This is a genomic window from Achromobacter pulmonis, assembly GCF_002885955.2.
Classification (GTDB): domain Bacteria; phylum Pseudomonadota; class Gammaproteobacteria; order Burkholderiales; family Burkholderiaceae_B; genus Achromobacter; species Achromobacter pulmonis_A.
This window is the reverse complement of record NZ_POQS01000010.1, coordinates 142,004-154,940: the sequence shown is the minus strand read 5'-3', so window position 1 is coordinate 154,940 and position 12,937 is coordinate 142,004. Positions and strand designations below refer to the sequence as shown.

The following is a 12,937-nucleotide window of genomic DNA, read 5'->3' as shown; positions in this document are numbered from 1 at the left end:
CCAGCAATGCAAACATCCACAACAGAAGCCGGCGCGACGCCGGCCGGCCAGAATCAGCTGCACCGCGTGCTCAAGGCGCGCCACCTCACGATGATAGCGCTAGGCGGGGCCATAGGCACCGGCCTGTTCGTCGCCTCCGGCGCGGCCATCGCGCAGGCCGGCCCCGGCGGCGCGCTACTGGTCTACCTGGCGATCGGGCTGATGGTGTATTTCATCATGACCAGCCTGGGCGAACTGGCGACCTTCATGCCGGTCTCGGGCTCTTTCTGCACCTACGCCTCGCGCTACGTGGACCCGGGCTTCGGCTTCGCGCTGGGATGGAATTTCTGGGTCAGCTGGGCCACGGTGGTGGCGGTGGACGTGGTGGCCGCGCAGCTCGTCATGGCGTACTGGTTCCCCGACACCCCGGGATGGATCTGGAGCGTGGCGTTCCTGGCACTGACCTTCGGGCTGAACGCGTTCTCGGCGCGCAGCTTCGGCGAGGCCGAGTACTGGTTCGCCATCATCAAGGTAGCCGCGGTGCTGTGCTTCATCGGCGTGGGGCTGGCGATGCTGGTGGGCATCATCCACGGCGGCCCCGCGGTGGGGCTGCAAAACTGGACGGTGGACGACGCGCCTTTCGTGGGCAACGCGGCCACCTGGGTCGGCGTGGCCATGGTGGTGGCCTATTCTTTCCAGGGCACCGAACTGGTGGCCGTGGCGGCCGGCGAATCCGAGAACCCGCGGCGCAACGTGCCGCGCGCCATCAATCACGTGTTCTGGCGCATCCTGCTGTTCTACGTGCTGGCCATTCTCATCATCGGCCTGCTGCTGCCCTATACCGATCCGCAGCTGCTGCGCAACGAGGTCGAGGACATCGCGGTCAGCCCCTTCACCCTGGTATTCCAGCATGCCGGGCTGCTGTCGGCGGCCACGGTGATGAACGCCGTCATCCTGACCTCGGTGCTGTCGGCGGGCAATTCCGGCATGTACGCGGCCACGCGGATGCTGTTCAACATGGCGCGCGAAGGCCAGGCCCCCGCCCTTTTCATGCGCCTGACCCGCAGCGGCGTGCCGCTGTACGCATTGCTGGCGACCGCGCTGCTGGCCTGCCTGTGCCTGTTCAGCCTGGTCTACAGCCCCAAGGCGGTCTATATCTGGCTGCTTAACTTCGCGGGCATGACGGAATTCATCGTGTGGCTGAGCATCGCGGTCAGCCACTACCGTTTCCGGCAGGGCTATGTCAGGCACGGCTACGACACCGCCGACCTGCCCTACAAGGCCGGCCTGTTCCCCTTCGGCCCGCTGCTGGCCTTCGTACTGTGCCTGCTGGTCACGCTGGGCCAGAACTACCAGGCTTTTCTGGAAGAACGCATCGACTGGATCGGCGTGATCTCCACCTACTTGGCGATTCCGCTGTTCCTGGCCCTCTGGCTGGGCCACCGGCTGCTGCGCGGATCGCGCTGGATCCGGTACCAGGACATGCGCTTCTACGGCGTGGACCTGGCCCGCGAAACCGGCGCGCCGAGCGCCCGGCCCGCTGCTGCCGACGTTCGCGGTTAGGCGGGTACCGTATCCCTGGTTTTGGATACCGCCGTGAAGGATACGCCCAACGTGTCCATCACGCGGCGCAGCGTGCGGTAGCTGGGATTGGCCCCAGGAGCGAGGACGCGATAAAGATTGGTGCGGGCCAATCCCGATTCCTCAGCTATCGTGCCAATCCCGCGCGCGCGGGCCACATCGCCCAGCGCTTGAAGGAAAGCATCCGGATCGGCATCCTGAATCGCATCTGCCAGATAGTGGGCAATCGTCTCGTCATCGGTCAGATAGTTCGCCGGATCGAAATCACGCAGCTTTGTCATGTTGCACTCCGTTTAAGTTCGGCCCATAAGCTCTTGGCTATTGCAATATCCCGCGATTGGGATTTCTTGTCGCCGCCACACAGCAAAATGTAGATGGTCTGCCCACGACGACTACTGTATATTCATACAGCTATAATTGGTTCTCAGACCTTTCCTACGTGTTGCCATGCAGTCCCCGGAACGCATCCATCCCGCGCTATGGCGCGCCACCCAACTGGCTCAGGGTGCCGCCCGCTGCCTGCCCACCGGGCATGCGGCGCTGTCGGCCGAGCTGCCGGATGGCGGCTGGCCGCTGGGTTCGCTGATCGAGCTGCTGGCGCCGCATCCCGGCGTCGGCGAAATCCGCCTGCTGCGTCCGGCCCTGGCGCAGCTGGAAACCCGCCGCGCCATCGCGCTGGTGCAGCCGCCGCACGCGCCGCATATCGCCAGCTGGATGAGCTGGCGGCTGGACCCGCGCCAGCTGTTGTGGGTGGCCCCCGAGAAACCCGCCGATGCGCTCTGGGCCGCCGAGCAGATCCTGAAGAACGGCAGCTGCGGGGCCCTGATCTGCTGGCTGCCCCGGGTACGGCCCGAGTCCCTGCGCCGCCTGCACCTGGCCGCCCAGGCCAGCGACCTGCTGTTCGTCGCCCTGCGTCCCGCCGAGGCGGCCCGCAACGCCACGCCCGCGCCCTTGCGGCTGGCGCTGGCGCCCGCGCCGGGCGGGCTGTCGGTGCAGATACTCAAGCGCCGCGGGCCGGCCTGCGACACGCCGCTGTATATCGGCCTGGAGCCCGGCGCCGCCTCTACTTCTCCTTCCCGCCATGCGCCTCTGGATCGCCGCCTGCCTGCGCTGCCTGCCGCTGGACGCCATACGCCCGCACTGGCCGCATGAGGGGCCGGCGTTCGCGGTCCTGGACCAGGAACGCGTCGCCGCCCTGACGCCCGCCGCCCGCCTGGCCGGCGTGCGGCCCGGCATGCGCCGCGCCGGCGCCGCCGCCATCGCGCCCCAGGTCGAACTGCTGGCGCGCGATCCGCTGGCCGAGGCCGAAACCCTGCAGGGCGCGGCGCTGGCCCTGCTGCAATACACGCCCGAAGTCGCGCTGGCGGGCGACGACACGGTGCTGCTGAACGTGGGCGCCAGCCTGATGTTCTTCCGCGGCCCGCGCGCCCTGAGCCGCCGGGTGGCCGCCACGCTGCGCGCGCTGGACCTGCGCGTCACGCTGGGCATGGCCCCCACCGCCATGGGCGCCTGGCTGCTGGCGCGCCGTCCCGGCCGGCGCGCGCCCCGGCGCGTGCTGACGCTGCCCACGCTGGTCCGGCGGCTGGACGCCCTGCCCCTGGCGCTGCTGCCGCAGGCCCAGGCCCGCCGCGACTGGCTGGACGACATCGGTTGCCACAGCCTGGCGGACCTGCGCGCCCTGCCGCGCGCCGGCCTGCAGCGGCGCAGCGCGCCCGAACTGCTGCAGGCGCTGGACGCGGCCTATGGCCAGGCGCCCGAACTCTACCGCTGGATCGAACCGCCGCCCCGGTTCGAGCGGCGCATCGAACTCATGGACTACGTGGAGCACACCGACGCCGTGCTGGCGGTGGCGCGCCGCCTGGCCGAGCAACTGGCCGGCTGGCTGAGCGCGCGCCGGCTCGCGGTGCGGCGCGTGGTGCTCAGCCTGGAACACGAGCGCGGCCGCCATGCCCGGCCGCCCGCCGAGGTGGAGCTGGCCCTGGCGCAGCCGGTCTGGCAGGCGCAGCAGATCCTCGGCCTGCTGCGCGAAAAACTGGCCCGCTACACGCTGCAGGCGCCGGTGATCGCCGTCGCGCTGCTGGCGCCGGACACGCAGGAGCAGCCCGCCGCCAGCGCCACGCTGTTTCCCGAACCCGGCGGCAGCGCCGCCGACCACGCCAGGCTGCTGGACCTGCTGGCGGCGCGGCTGGGCCGCGGCCAGGTGCGCCACGCCTGTCCCGTGCCCGACCATCGCCCCGAGGCCGCCAACGCCTGGGGCGATGCGCTGGCTCCCGCGGCCCGTCCCGCCCCGCTGCCCGAGCTGCTGGACCGGCCGTTCTGGCTGCTGGACCCGCCGCTGCCCCTGAAGCTGTCCGGCCACCGTCCGCAGTACGGCGGCCATGCGCTGCGCCTGATGCGCGGCCCCGAGCGCATCGAAAGCGGCTGGTGGGACCCGGACCTGACCGTGCGCGACTACTTCGTCGCCGAGGACGAGGCCGCCGCGCGCTACTGGATCTACCGCGAGCGCGACGCCGAGCACGCCCGCTGGTTCCTGCACGGGCTCTATGCCTGAGAGTCCAGATGGAACACGATCTCCCCGAGGCCGTTGCGGCCGGCCTGCCCGGCTACGCCGAGCTGCAATGCCAGTCCAACTTCTCCTTCCTGCAAGGCGCCTCGCATCCGGAAGAGCTGGTCACCCGCGCCGCCGAGCTGGGCTACGCGGCGCTGGCCATCACCGACGAGTGCTCGCTGGCGGGCGCGGTCCGCGCCCACGTGGAGGCCAAGGCCCGCAACCTGCCGCTGCTGATCGGCGCCACCTTCCAGTTGCGCGCCGCGCCCGACGCCGCGCCGCTGGACCTGACCCTGCTGGCCCAGACCCGCGAGGGCTATGGAAACCTGTCCGAACTCATCACCCTGGCGCGCACCCGCGCCCCCAAGGGCGAATACCGGTTGGCTCCGGAAGACCTGACCCATCCGCCCGCGGGCTACGCCCATCTGCGTCACATGCCCGAATGCCTGGCCATCCTCAGCCCCGCCTACGGCCTCGACGCCGAACGCATGACGCAGCAGGCGCGCTGGCTGGCGCGCGCCTTCGGCCAGCGCGCCTGGGTCGGGCTGAGCCTGCTCCACCGTTGCCGCGACGACCTGCACCGCGCCGCGGTGGAACAGGCGGCGCAGGCCGCGCAGCTGCCCGTGGTGGCGCTGGGCCAGGTGCAGATGCACGTGCGCTCGCGCAAGCCGCTGCACGACACGCTGACCGGCATCCGCACCCGCCAGCCGGTGTCCCAGTGCGGCTATGAACTGTCCGGCAACGCCGAGCAGCACCTGCGCACGCGCATGCGCCTGGCCAATCTCTATCCGCCCCAGGCGCTGGCCCAGACGCTGGTGGTGGCCCGCCGCTGCGCGTTTTCGCTGGAGCAGCTGCGCTACGAATATCCGGACGAGATCGTGCCGCGCGGGCACACGCCGGCCACCTACCTGCGCCAGGAAACGCAGGCCGGGGCCGTGCGCCGCTTTCCCGGCGGGGTGCCGCCGGAAGTGGCCGCGCAGATCGAGAAAGAACTGAGCCTGATCGCCGAGCTGCGCTACGAAGCCTATTTCCTGACCGTCTACGACATCGTCCAGTACGCCCGCAGCCAGGGCATTCTGTGCCAGGGCCGCGGCTCGGCGGCCAACTCCGCGGTCTGCTACTGCCTGGGCATCACCGAGGTCGATCCCGCGCGCGGCAACAGCCTGTTCGAACGCTTCATCAGCAAGGAGCGCAACGAGCCGCCCGACATCGACGTGGACTTCGAACACCAGCGCCGCGAAGAAGTCATCCAGTACATCTACGACAAGTACGGCCGGCACCGCGCCGCGCTGACCGCCGTGGTCATTTCCTACCGGCCGCGCAGCGTGCTGCGCGACACCGGCCGCGCGCTGGGCGTGGACCCGGGCGTGATCGACGCGGTGGCGCGCGCCCACCAATGGTGGGACAGCAAGAAGGAAATGCTGCGCACGCTGGGCGGCTGCGGGCTGGACCCGGATTCGCAGGTGGCGCGGCAATGGGCGGCGCTGGCGCACACCCTGATGGGATTTCCGCGGCATTTGTCGCAGCACCCGGGCGGCTTCGTGATTGCGCGCGGCAAGCTGTCGCGCCTGGTTCCCATCGAAAACGCCGCCATGCCGGACCGCAGCGTCGTGCAATGGGACAAGGACGACCTGGACGCGCTGGGCCTGCTCAAGGTGGACGTGCTGGCGCTGGGCATGCTGTCGGCGCTGCGCCGCACGCTGGAGCTGGCCGGGCAGCGCCGCGGCCGGCCCTTGCGGCTGCAGGACATCCCGCCGGACGACGCCGCCACCTACGACATGATCTGCGACGCCGACACCATCGGCGTGTTCCAGATCGAATCGCGCGCGCAGATGAGCATGCTGCCGCGCCTGCGCCCGCGCGAATACTACGACCTGGTGGTGCAGGTGGCCATCGTGCGGCCCGGACCGATCCAGGGCGGCATGGTCCACCCCTACCTGCGCCGCCGCCAGAGCAAGGAAGGCGCCAGCTATCCCAGCGAAAAAGTGCGCGGCGTGCTCGAACGCACGCTGGGCGTGCCGATCTTCCAGGAACAGGTCATGCAGATCGCCGTGGTCGCCGCCGGCTTCACGCCGGGCGACGCCGACCAGCTGCGCCGCTCCATGGCCGCCTGGAAGCGCAAGGGCGGCGTGGACAAATACCGCGCCAAGCTGGTCGGCGGCCTGCTGGCCCACGGCTACACGCTGGAATTCGCCGAAGCGCTGTTCCGGCAGATCGAAGGCTTCGGCGAATACGGGTTTCCCGAAAGCCACGCCGCCAGCTTCGCGCTGCTGGCGTATGCCAGCTCCTGGCTCAAGCGGCACGAGCCCGAGGCCTTCCTGGCCGCCCTGCTCAATTCCCAGCCCATGGGCTTTTACGCGCCGGCCCAGCTGGTCCAGGACGCCCGCCGCCACGGCGTCTGCGTGCTGCCGGCCGACGTCACGGTCAGCGGCTGGGACTCGGCCCTGGAGCCCCTGCCGGCGGGCCACCCCGGCGCGCGGCGCGCGCCGCATCCGCACGCGCCCGCCCCCGATGCGCCGCGTCCCGCCGTGCGGCTGGGGCTGAGCCTGCTGCAGGGCATGCGCGAGGACGCCGTGCGGCGCATCGAGGCCGCGCGCGCCGCCGCGCCGTTCGCCGACACCGGCGACCTGGCGCGCCGCGCCGCGCTCACGCGCCACGACCTCAACGCCCTGGCCGCCGGCGACGCCCTGCGCACGCTGGCCGGCCACCGCCGCCAGGCCAGCTGGGAAGCCGCCGCCAGCGTGCACAGCCGCGACCTGCTGCGCGACGCCGCCATCGTCGAAACCGCCGCGCCGCGGCTGTCCGCCCCGACCGAGAGCCAGGCCGTGGCCGCGGACTACCGCAGCGTGGGCCTGACCCTGCGCAGCCACCCCGTGGCGCTGCTGCGCGCCGAGCTGGCGGCGCGCAATTTCCAGCCCGCCGCGGTGCTCAACGGCTACCCCGACAAGCGCGTGGCGCGCGCCTGCGGCATCGTCACCGTGCGCCAGCGCCCGCAAACCTCCAAGGGCGTCATCTTCGTCACCCTGGAAGACGAGACCGGTCCGGTCAACGTGATCGTGCGCCCCGAACTGATAGAACGCCAGCGCCGCGAACTGCTGGGGTCGGCGCTGCTGGGCGTATACGGTTCCTGGCAAAGCGTGGACGGCGTGCGCCACCTGGTGGCGCAGCGGCTGGTGGATCTGTCCGAGCTGTTGGGCGGACTGTCCGCGCGCAGCCGCAACTTCCATTAGGACGGGCTCGCGCCCGCCCTGAGCACAGCGCGCCGCGGCTGGTCTATCATGGCTTTTTCGACGCGTTGTTGTAAGGAGTTCTACATGATCCGCAAGCTGATTCCCTTCCTGCTGGTCGCCAGTCTGGCCGCATGCGCCAACACCGGAGCACCGCGTTCGTCCAGCGCATCGGGCTCCAGCTCCTCCAGCGCTTCGTCCTCGTCCGGCGCCGCTTCCTCGTCGGGCATGTCCAGCGCCTCCGGCTATGGCGGCAAGACCTGCGACGCCGCGGCGCTGCAGTCGCAGATCGGCCAGAAGGCCACCCCGTCCGTGATGGAAGACCTGCGCACGCGCAGCGGCAGCTCCACCGCCCGCATGCTGCGCCCGGGCCAGGTCGTAACCATGGAATACAACGCCACCCGCCTGAACCTGATCGTCGACGACAAGGACGTCATGACCGCGATCCGCTGCGGCTGAAGACGCCTCAGTCGCCGCCGGCGGCGCTGCGCGCTTCGGCCAGCGCCACCGTCAGGTGCATCACTTTTTTCTTCAGCTGGTCGCGCTCGTCCGTCAGCCGCGCCAGCAGTTCGCGCAGGCGCGCGATTTCGGCCGGCATGTCGGCGATGTTCTCGATGGGTTCCTCGGGACGCGGCTCGCGCGGCGGGGCCTTGGCCTGGCGCACTTCGCGCGCCGCCTGCTGCAATTCCTTTCTGCCGCCCGCCACCGCGGCCGCCTGCCGCTCGACCGGAAGCGAAGACACCGCGGCGGCCGCGTTGATCGAGATCGCCCCTTCCTTGACGGCCCGCACCAGCTCGGGCGCGGCGGCCTTCTGGATTTTTTCTATCTGCCCCAGCGTGTTGCTGCTGATGCGCGCGGCGCGCGCCAGCGCCTGGCGGCTCGGGACCGGCATGGCCTGCGCCGGCAGCGGCGGCGCATCGGAACCCTCGTCCCAGGGCGGATCGTCGGGCGCGGCGGCGGCGGCGCGCGCCTGCAGGATTTCCTTCTTGCGCAGCGCCAGCACGCCGCGCTGGAAGTCCGACACGCTGCGCCGGCCCAGATGGTTTTCTATCATCCAAAGGTGCACATCCTCGATCGACTGGAAGCGCGTGTTCTGGATGGTCTGGAAGGCAATGCCGTGCTTGCGGCACAGCGCGTAGCGGTTGTGTCCGTCGACCAGCAGGTCGCCCCACAGCACCAGCGCGTCGCGGCAGCCTTCGGCCAGCAGGCTGCGTTCCAGCGCCGCGTACTCGTCTTCGGTCAAAGGGTCTATATAGGCGCGCAGGCCCTCGTCTATCCTGATGTCCATTGTGTCCAAATGCAGGTTTGCCTCAAGCCAGCCCCTGGCCGCGCAGCACGTCCTGGACCGCCGCCAGCCGCCCGACCGGATCGGTCATGGCCAGCAGGCGCGCCTTGTCGTCCGGCGGCAGCGGCAGCAGCTCGCACCAGCGGTTGGCGACCCAGCCGCCGTCGTCCAGCCTGAAGGGCGGCCCCACCGGCATGCGCTCGGCGCTCACGCCTTCGCGCTGCCACTGGGCCACCAGGCGCCCCAGCGCGTCGGCGCTGGCCTGCATGGCCGCCGGCACGGGCGCGGGCGGATCGTCGGCGATGGGCTCGGCCTGCCCCATCCAAAGGCCGTATTTTGCCACCTCGCTGGACAGCAGCCGGAAACGCCCCGTGCCCACGCAGCGCAGCTCCAGCAGCGCCGGCATGGGCGCGTCCCAGGCGTCGATGCGGGCCATCGTGCCCACGGGCGCCAGCGTCTCGCCGCCGCCCGGCGTGCGCACCTCCTGCCCCGACAGCAGGCCCACCACGCCGAACTCGCTGCCGTCGGCGATGCAGCGCCGGATCATGTCCAGGTAGCGCACCTCGAAGACGCGCAGATGCAGCACGCCCTCGGGAAAAAGCGCGTTCGATAGCGGAAACAGCGGTATCAGCGACATGGCAGCCTCCTATTGGACGCAAACGCTGAAAAAACATGTCACGCGGCCGTCGTATCGCGGCGCCCGCCATTGCCCTATGATGGAGCCCGCGGCGCGGCCGGGTGCGCCGCGCCGCTTACGCGCTGCGCCCGTCGAACGGAATGCGCGTGAGCGTGTCCAGGGCCACCGTCTCCAGGCAGCGCGCGTTCACCGCGGCCGTTTCCTCGCCCTGCGGGCTCACGCCGAAAGCGAACGGCGCGCAGCCGCAATCGGCGCAGAAGTGATGCGAAATCACGTGCTTGTTGAACTGGTAGGTCGACATGCGATCGGTGGACGAAGTGATGCGCAGGCTGGCGCGCGGCACGAACCACAGCAGATAGCCCTTGCGGCTGCAGTACGAGCAATTGCATTCCAGGACCTGGGACACGTCGCCGTCGACCTCGAACGCGATCTGTCCGCAGTGGCAGCTTCCTTTTTGCATGGCCTGGCTCCTGATTACTGATTACGTGAGTCGGGCTTCCATCATAGAGCGGCGGCGGCCTTCTTGGCACCGCTTCCGTCTCATCTTCCGGAGAGAACATGCCCCAACTATCCGCCTATCTCAGCTTCGACGGCAACTGCGCCGAGGCCATGCAGTTCTACGAGCGCGTGCTGGGCGGGCGGCTGGAGGCGCTGATCCGCTACGCCGACGCGCCGCCCGACGCCGCCATGCCGCCCTTGTCGGCCGAGGACGCCGGGCGCATCATGCACGCGCGCCTGGGCCTGGACCAGCAGACGCTGCTGGGCAGCGACGCCACCGCCGCCCATCCCTATCCAGGCAAGCAGGGCGTGGCGCTGGCGCTGGCCTACCCCACGGTGTCCGACGCGCAGCGCGTCTTCGACCAGCTGGCCGACGGCGGCAACATCACGCTGCCGCTGCAGAAGACCTTCTGGGCCGAGGCCTACGGCGCGCTGATCGACCGCTACGGCACCCGCTGGATGGTCAGCGGCGGCCGCATGGCCCACTGAACACGACCTCTCCAAGGAAGCGATACCCGATGACGCATGGAATCCACGGCAGGCAGCGCTGGTGGGCGCTGCTGGTGCTATGCCTGGGCGTGCTGATGATCGTGCTGGACACCACGATCGTCAACGTCGCCCTGCCCTCTATCCGCCAGGACCTGCACTTCACCGAGACCTCGCTGGTCTGGGTGGTCAACGCCTACATGCTCACCTTCGGCGGCTTCCTGCTGCTGGGCGGCAGGCTGGGCGACCTGCTGGGACACCGCCGCATGTTCCTGGCCGGCCTGACGCTGTTCACGCTGGCCTCGCTGGCCTGCGGCGTGGCCCAGGGCCAGGCGCTGCTGATCGGCGCGCGCGCGGTCCAGGGGCTGGGCGGCGCGGTGGTCTCCGCCGTGTCGCTCTCGCTCATCATGAACCTCTTCACCGAGACCGGCGAGCGCGCCCGCGCCATGGGCGTGTACGGCTTCGTCTGCGCCGGCGGCGGCAGCATCGGGGTGCTGCTGGGCGGGCTGCTGACCAGCGCGCTGTCCTGGCACTGGATCTTCCTGGTCAACCTGCCCATCGGCGTGCTGGTCTACGCGCTGTGCCTGCGGCTGATCCCGCGCGCCGCGCCGACGGCCGCCGGCGCCCGCCTGGACGTGGCCGGCGCGCTGGCCGTCACGGCCTCGCTGATGCTGGCGGTGTATGCCGTGGTCAACGGCAACGAGGCCGGCTGGACCTCGGCGCAATCCCTGACCCTGCTGGGCGTGGCCGCGGCGCTGATGGCGCTGTTCCTGTGGATCGAGGCGCGCGTCGAATCGCCGCTGATGCCGCTGGCGCTGTTCCGGCTGCGCAACGTGGCCACCGCCAACGTCGTCGGCGTGCTGTGGGCCGCGGCCATGTTCGCGTGGTTCTTCGTGTCGGCGCTGTACATGCAGCTGGTGCTGGGCTATACGGCCATGCAGGTCGGGCTGGCCTTCCTGCCGGCCAACCTCATCATGGCGGCCTTCTCGCTGGGCCTGTCGGCAAAGCTGGTGATGCGCTTCGGCATCCGGCTGCCGCTGGCCGCCGGCCTGTCGCTGGCGGCGCTGGGGCTGGCGCTGTTCGCGCGCGCGCCGATCGACGGCGCCTTCGCCGCCGACGTGCTGCCCGGCATGCTGCTGCTGGGCCTGGGCGCCGGCGTGGCCTTCAATCCCCTGCTGCTGGCGGCCATGAACGACGTGGAGCCCAGCCAGTCGGGCCTGGCCTCGGGCGTGGTCAATACCGCCTTCATGATGGGCGGCGCGCTCGGCCTGGCGGTGCTGGCCAGCCTGGCCGCGGCCCGCAGCGCCACGCTGACGCAGGCGGGCGCAAGCGCCACCGCGGCGCTCAACGGCGGCTACCAGCTCACCTTCCTGGCAGGCGCCGTCATCGCCGCGCTGGCGGCGGCCTTGAGCGCGGCGCTGCTGCGTGCGCGCAACCGCGGCGTGCCGGCCGAGGCCGGCGCGCCGCACTGAGCCGGCCTCAGCCCCGCGCGGGCCGCGCCAGCCAGGCTTCGGCCAGCTTCACGAAGGCGCTGGCGCCGATGGGCAGCAGCTCGTCGTTGAAGTCGTAGCTGGTGTTGTGGACCAGGCAGGGGCCGGCACCGTGGCCGGCCTCGCGGTGGTCGCCGTCGCCGTTGCCGATGAAGCAATAGCTGCCCGGCACCGCTTCGAGCATGAAGGAAAAATCCTCGGCCGCCATGATGGGCGTCTGCGCCAGCACGCGCCCGGCGCCGACCACCGAGGCCAGCGTCTCGCGCATGAAGGCGGTTTCGGCCTCGTGGTTGATGGTCGACGGATAGTGGCGGGTGAAGACGAAATCGCACTCGGCGCCGAACATCTCCGCCACGTGGCGCGCGATCTCGCCCATGCGGCGCTCGATCAGGTCCAGCGTTTCGCGCGTGTATGCGCGCACCGTGCCGCGCAGCTCGCAGGTGTCGGCGATCACGTTGACCGCTTCGCCGGCGCGCAGCATGGTCACCGAGATCACCGCGGTCTCCAGCGGCTTCTTGTTGCGGCTGATGATGGTCTGGAACGCCTCGATCATCTGGCCGGCCGCCGGTATCGGGTCGATGGCCAGGTGCGGCATGGCCGCGTGGCCGCCCTTGCCGCGTATGGTCACGTGGAATTCGCTGTTGGACGCCAGCACCGGCCCCGGCGACGACGCGAAGCAGCCGACCGGAATGCCGGGCATGTTGTGCATGCCGAACACCGCTTCCATGGGGAATCTCTCGAACAGGCCGTCGCGCATCATTTCGCGCGCGCCGCCGCCGCGCTCTTCGGCCGGCTGGAAAATCAGGTAGACCGTGCCGTCGAAATTGCGATGGCGCGCCAGGTGCTGCGCCGCGCCGAGCAGCATGGCGGTATGGCCGTCATGGCCGCAGGCGTGCATGACGCCGGCGTGCTTGCTGGCATGGTCGAACCGGTTGGCCTCCTGCATGGGCAGCGCGTCCATGTCCGCGCGCAGGCCCACCGTGCGCGCCGAGCTGCCGTTGCGGATCACGCCCACCAGCCCGGTCTTGCCGAAGCCGCGATGCACCGTGATGCCCCAGCTCTCCAATTGCTGCGCCACCAGGTCGGCGGTGCGATTCTCTTCGAACGCCAGCTCCGGATGGGCGTGGATGTCGCGGCGGATGGCGCGGATGGAAGGCGCGTGTTCAACAATGTCTTCGATCAGGTTCATGTGGCGATGCCGGCCCC

Annotated in this window: 12 protein-coding genes; 7 read left to right on the top strand and 5 right to left on the bottom strand. The window is 70.4% G+C overall.

The features are described from left to right. Positions 1-6 precede the first annotated feature (6 nt). Positions 7-1,542 carry an amino acid permease gene (locus C1I89_RS30620; RefSeq protein WP_102776061.1) on the top strand — a complete coding sequence of 512 codons (1,536 nt, stop codon included), beginning with the start codon at positions 7-9 and terminating at the stop codon, positions 1,540-1,542. On the opposite strand, the gene C1I89_RS30615 is transcribed toward C1I89_RS30620, so the two are convergent. Then, positions 1,539-1,841, bottom strand: a complete 303-nt coding sequence (locus tag C1I89_RS30615) for an addiction module antidote protein (protein WP_102776026.1) — start codon at positions 1,839-1,841, stop codon at positions 1,539-1,541. The two genes, C1I89_RS30620 and C1I89_RS30615, sit on opposite strands and share 4 nt — an antisense overlap. A 166-nt stretch (positions 1,842-2,007) precedes the next feature. Between C1I89_RS30615 and imuA the strand changes: the two genes are divergently transcribed. The 4 genes from imuA to C1I89_RS30595 all read left to right on the top strand — a co-directional run bounded on the left by imuA (position 2,008) and on the right by C1I89_RS30595 (position 7,794). Then, the gene (gene imuA / locus C1I89_RS30610) at positions 2,008-2,712 is read left to right on the top strand and encodes a translesion DNA synthesis-associated protein ImuA (RefSeq protein ID WP_102776025.1); all 705 of its coding nucleotides are present in this window, start codon (positions 2,008-2,010) and stop codon (positions 2,710-2,712) included. Next, complete coding sequence (locus tag C1I89_RS30605) at positions 2,642-4,111, top strand: Y-family DNA polymerase (protein WP_102776024.1); 1,470 nt, start codon at positions 2,642-2,644, stop codon at positions 4,109-4,111. Before imuA ends, C1I89_RS30605 begins: the two co-directional genes overlap by 71 nt. An 8-nt stretch (positions 4,112-4,119) precedes the next feature. After that, positions 4,120-7,338, top strand: a complete 3,219-nt coding sequence (locus C1I89_RS30600; RefSeq protein WP_102776023.1) for an error-prone DNA polymerase — start codon at positions 4,120-4,122, stop codon at positions 7,336-7,338. 84 nt (positions 7,339-7,422) lie between these two features. Further along, positions 7,423-7,794 (top strand): I78 family peptidase inhibitor, encoded by a 372-nt coding sequence (locus C1I89_RS30595; RefSeq protein WP_102776022.1) that lies wholly within the window; start codon positions 7,423-7,425, stop codon positions 7,792-7,794. Positions 7,795-7,801: 7 nt separating this feature from the next. Here C1I89_RS30595 and C1I89_RS30590 read toward each other — a convergent pair whose 3' ends face one another. The 3 genes from C1I89_RS30590 to C1I89_RS30580 all read right to left on the bottom strand — a co-directional run bounded on the left by C1I89_RS30590 (position 7,802) and on the right by C1I89_RS30580 (position 9,717). After that, positions 7,802-8,623 carry a hypothetical protein gene (locus C1I89_RS30590; RefSeq protein WP_102776021.1) on the bottom strand — a complete coding sequence of 274 codons (822 nt, stop codon included), beginning with the start codon at positions 8,621-8,623 and terminating at the stop codon, positions 7,802-7,804. A gap of 22 nt (positions 8,624-8,645) precedes the next feature. Next, a complete protein-coding gene (locus C1I89_RS30585; RefSeq protein WP_102776020.1) occupies positions 8,646-9,257 on the bottom strand; it encodes an LON peptidase substrate-binding domain-containing protein in 612 nt (203 codons plus the stop codon). Positions 9,258-9,372: 115 nt separating this feature from the next. Continuing rightward, positions 9,373-9,717: a GFA family protein gene (locus C1I89_RS30580; RefSeq protein ID WP_102776019.1), complete on the bottom strand. Its 345-nt coding sequence runs from the start codon at positions 9,715-9,717 to the stop codon at positions 9,373-9,375. 98 nt (positions 9,718-9,815) lie between these two features. Here C1I89_RS30580 and C1I89_RS30575 point away from each other — a divergent pair, with 98 nt between their 5' ends. Together C1I89_RS30575 and C1I89_RS30570 are read left to right on the top strand one after the other, a co-directional pair. Continuing rightward, on the top strand, positions 9,816-10,244 hold the full coding sequence (locus C1I89_RS30575; RefSeq protein WP_102776018.1) for a VOC family protein: 429 nt from the start codon (positions 9,816-9,818) through the stop codon (positions 10,242-10,244). Between the two features lie 29 nt (positions 10,245-10,273). Beyond that, positions 10,274-11,713, top strand: a complete 1,440-nt coding sequence (locus C1I89_RS30570; protein WP_102776017.1) for a DHA2 family efflux MFS transporter permease subunit — start codon at positions 10,274-10,276, stop codon at positions 11,711-11,713. A gap of 7 nt (positions 11,714-11,720) precedes the next feature. Here the strand turns inward: C1I89_RS30570 and C1I89_RS30565 are convergent, their stop codons facing one another. Further along, a complete protein-coding gene (locus tag C1I89_RS30565; protein ID WP_102776016.1) occupies positions 11,721-12,920 on the bottom strand; it encodes a M20 aminoacylase family protein in 1,200 nt (399 codons plus the stop codon). Positions 12,921-12,937 lie beyond the last annotated feature (17 nt).

Bases quoted from the DNA above. Each gene is read 5' to 3' on its own strand.
- C1I89_RS30600 (WP_102776023.1), top strand. From the start codon at position 4,120: ATGGAACACGATCTCCCCGAGGCCGTTGCGGCCGGCCTGCCCGGCTAC.
- C1I89_RS30595 (WP_102776022.1), top strand. From the start codon at position 7,423: ATGATCCGCAAGCTGATTCCCTTCCTGCTGGTCGCCAGTCTGGCCGCA.
- C1I89_RS30575 (WP_102776018.1), top strand. From the start codon at position 9,816: ATGCCCCAACTATCCGCCTATCTCAGCTTCGACGGCAACTGCGCCGAG.
- C1I89_RS30585 (WP_102776020.1), bottom strand. From the start codon at position 9,257: ATGTCGCTGATACCGCTGTTTCCGCTATCGAACGCGCTTTTTCCCGAG.
- C1I89_RS30570 (WP_102776017.1), top strand. From the start codon at position 10,274: ATGACGCATGGAATCCACGGCAGGCAGCGCTGGTGGGCGCTGCTGGTG.
- imuA (WP_102776025.1), top strand. From the start codon at position 2,008: ATGCAGTCCCCGGAACGCATCCATCCCGCGCTATGGCGCGCCACCCAA.
- C1I89_RS30615 (WP_102776026.1), bottom strand. From the start codon at position 1,841: ATGACAAAGCTGCGTGATTTCGATCCGGCGAACTATCTGACCGATGAC.
- C1I89_RS30620 (WP_102776061.1), top strand. From the start codon at position 7: ATGCAAACATCCACAACAGAAGCCGGCGCGACGCCGGCCGGCCAGAAT.
- C1I89_RS30605 (WP_102776024.1), top strand. From the start codon at position 2,642: ATGCGCCTCTGGATCGCCGCCTGCCTGCGCTGCCTGCCGCTGGACGCC.
- C1I89_RS30590 (WP_102776021.1), bottom strand. From the start codon at position 8,623: ATGGACATCAGGATAGACGAGGGCCTGCGCGCCTATATAGACCCTTTG.
- C1I89_RS30565 (WP_102776016.1), bottom strand. From the start codon at position 12,920: ATGAACCTGATCGAAGACATTGTTGAACACGCGCCTTCCATCCGCGCC.
- C1I89_RS30580 (WP_102776019.1), bottom strand. From the start codon at position 9,717: ATGCAAAAAGGAAGCTGCCACTGCGGACAGATCGCGTTCGAGGTCGAC.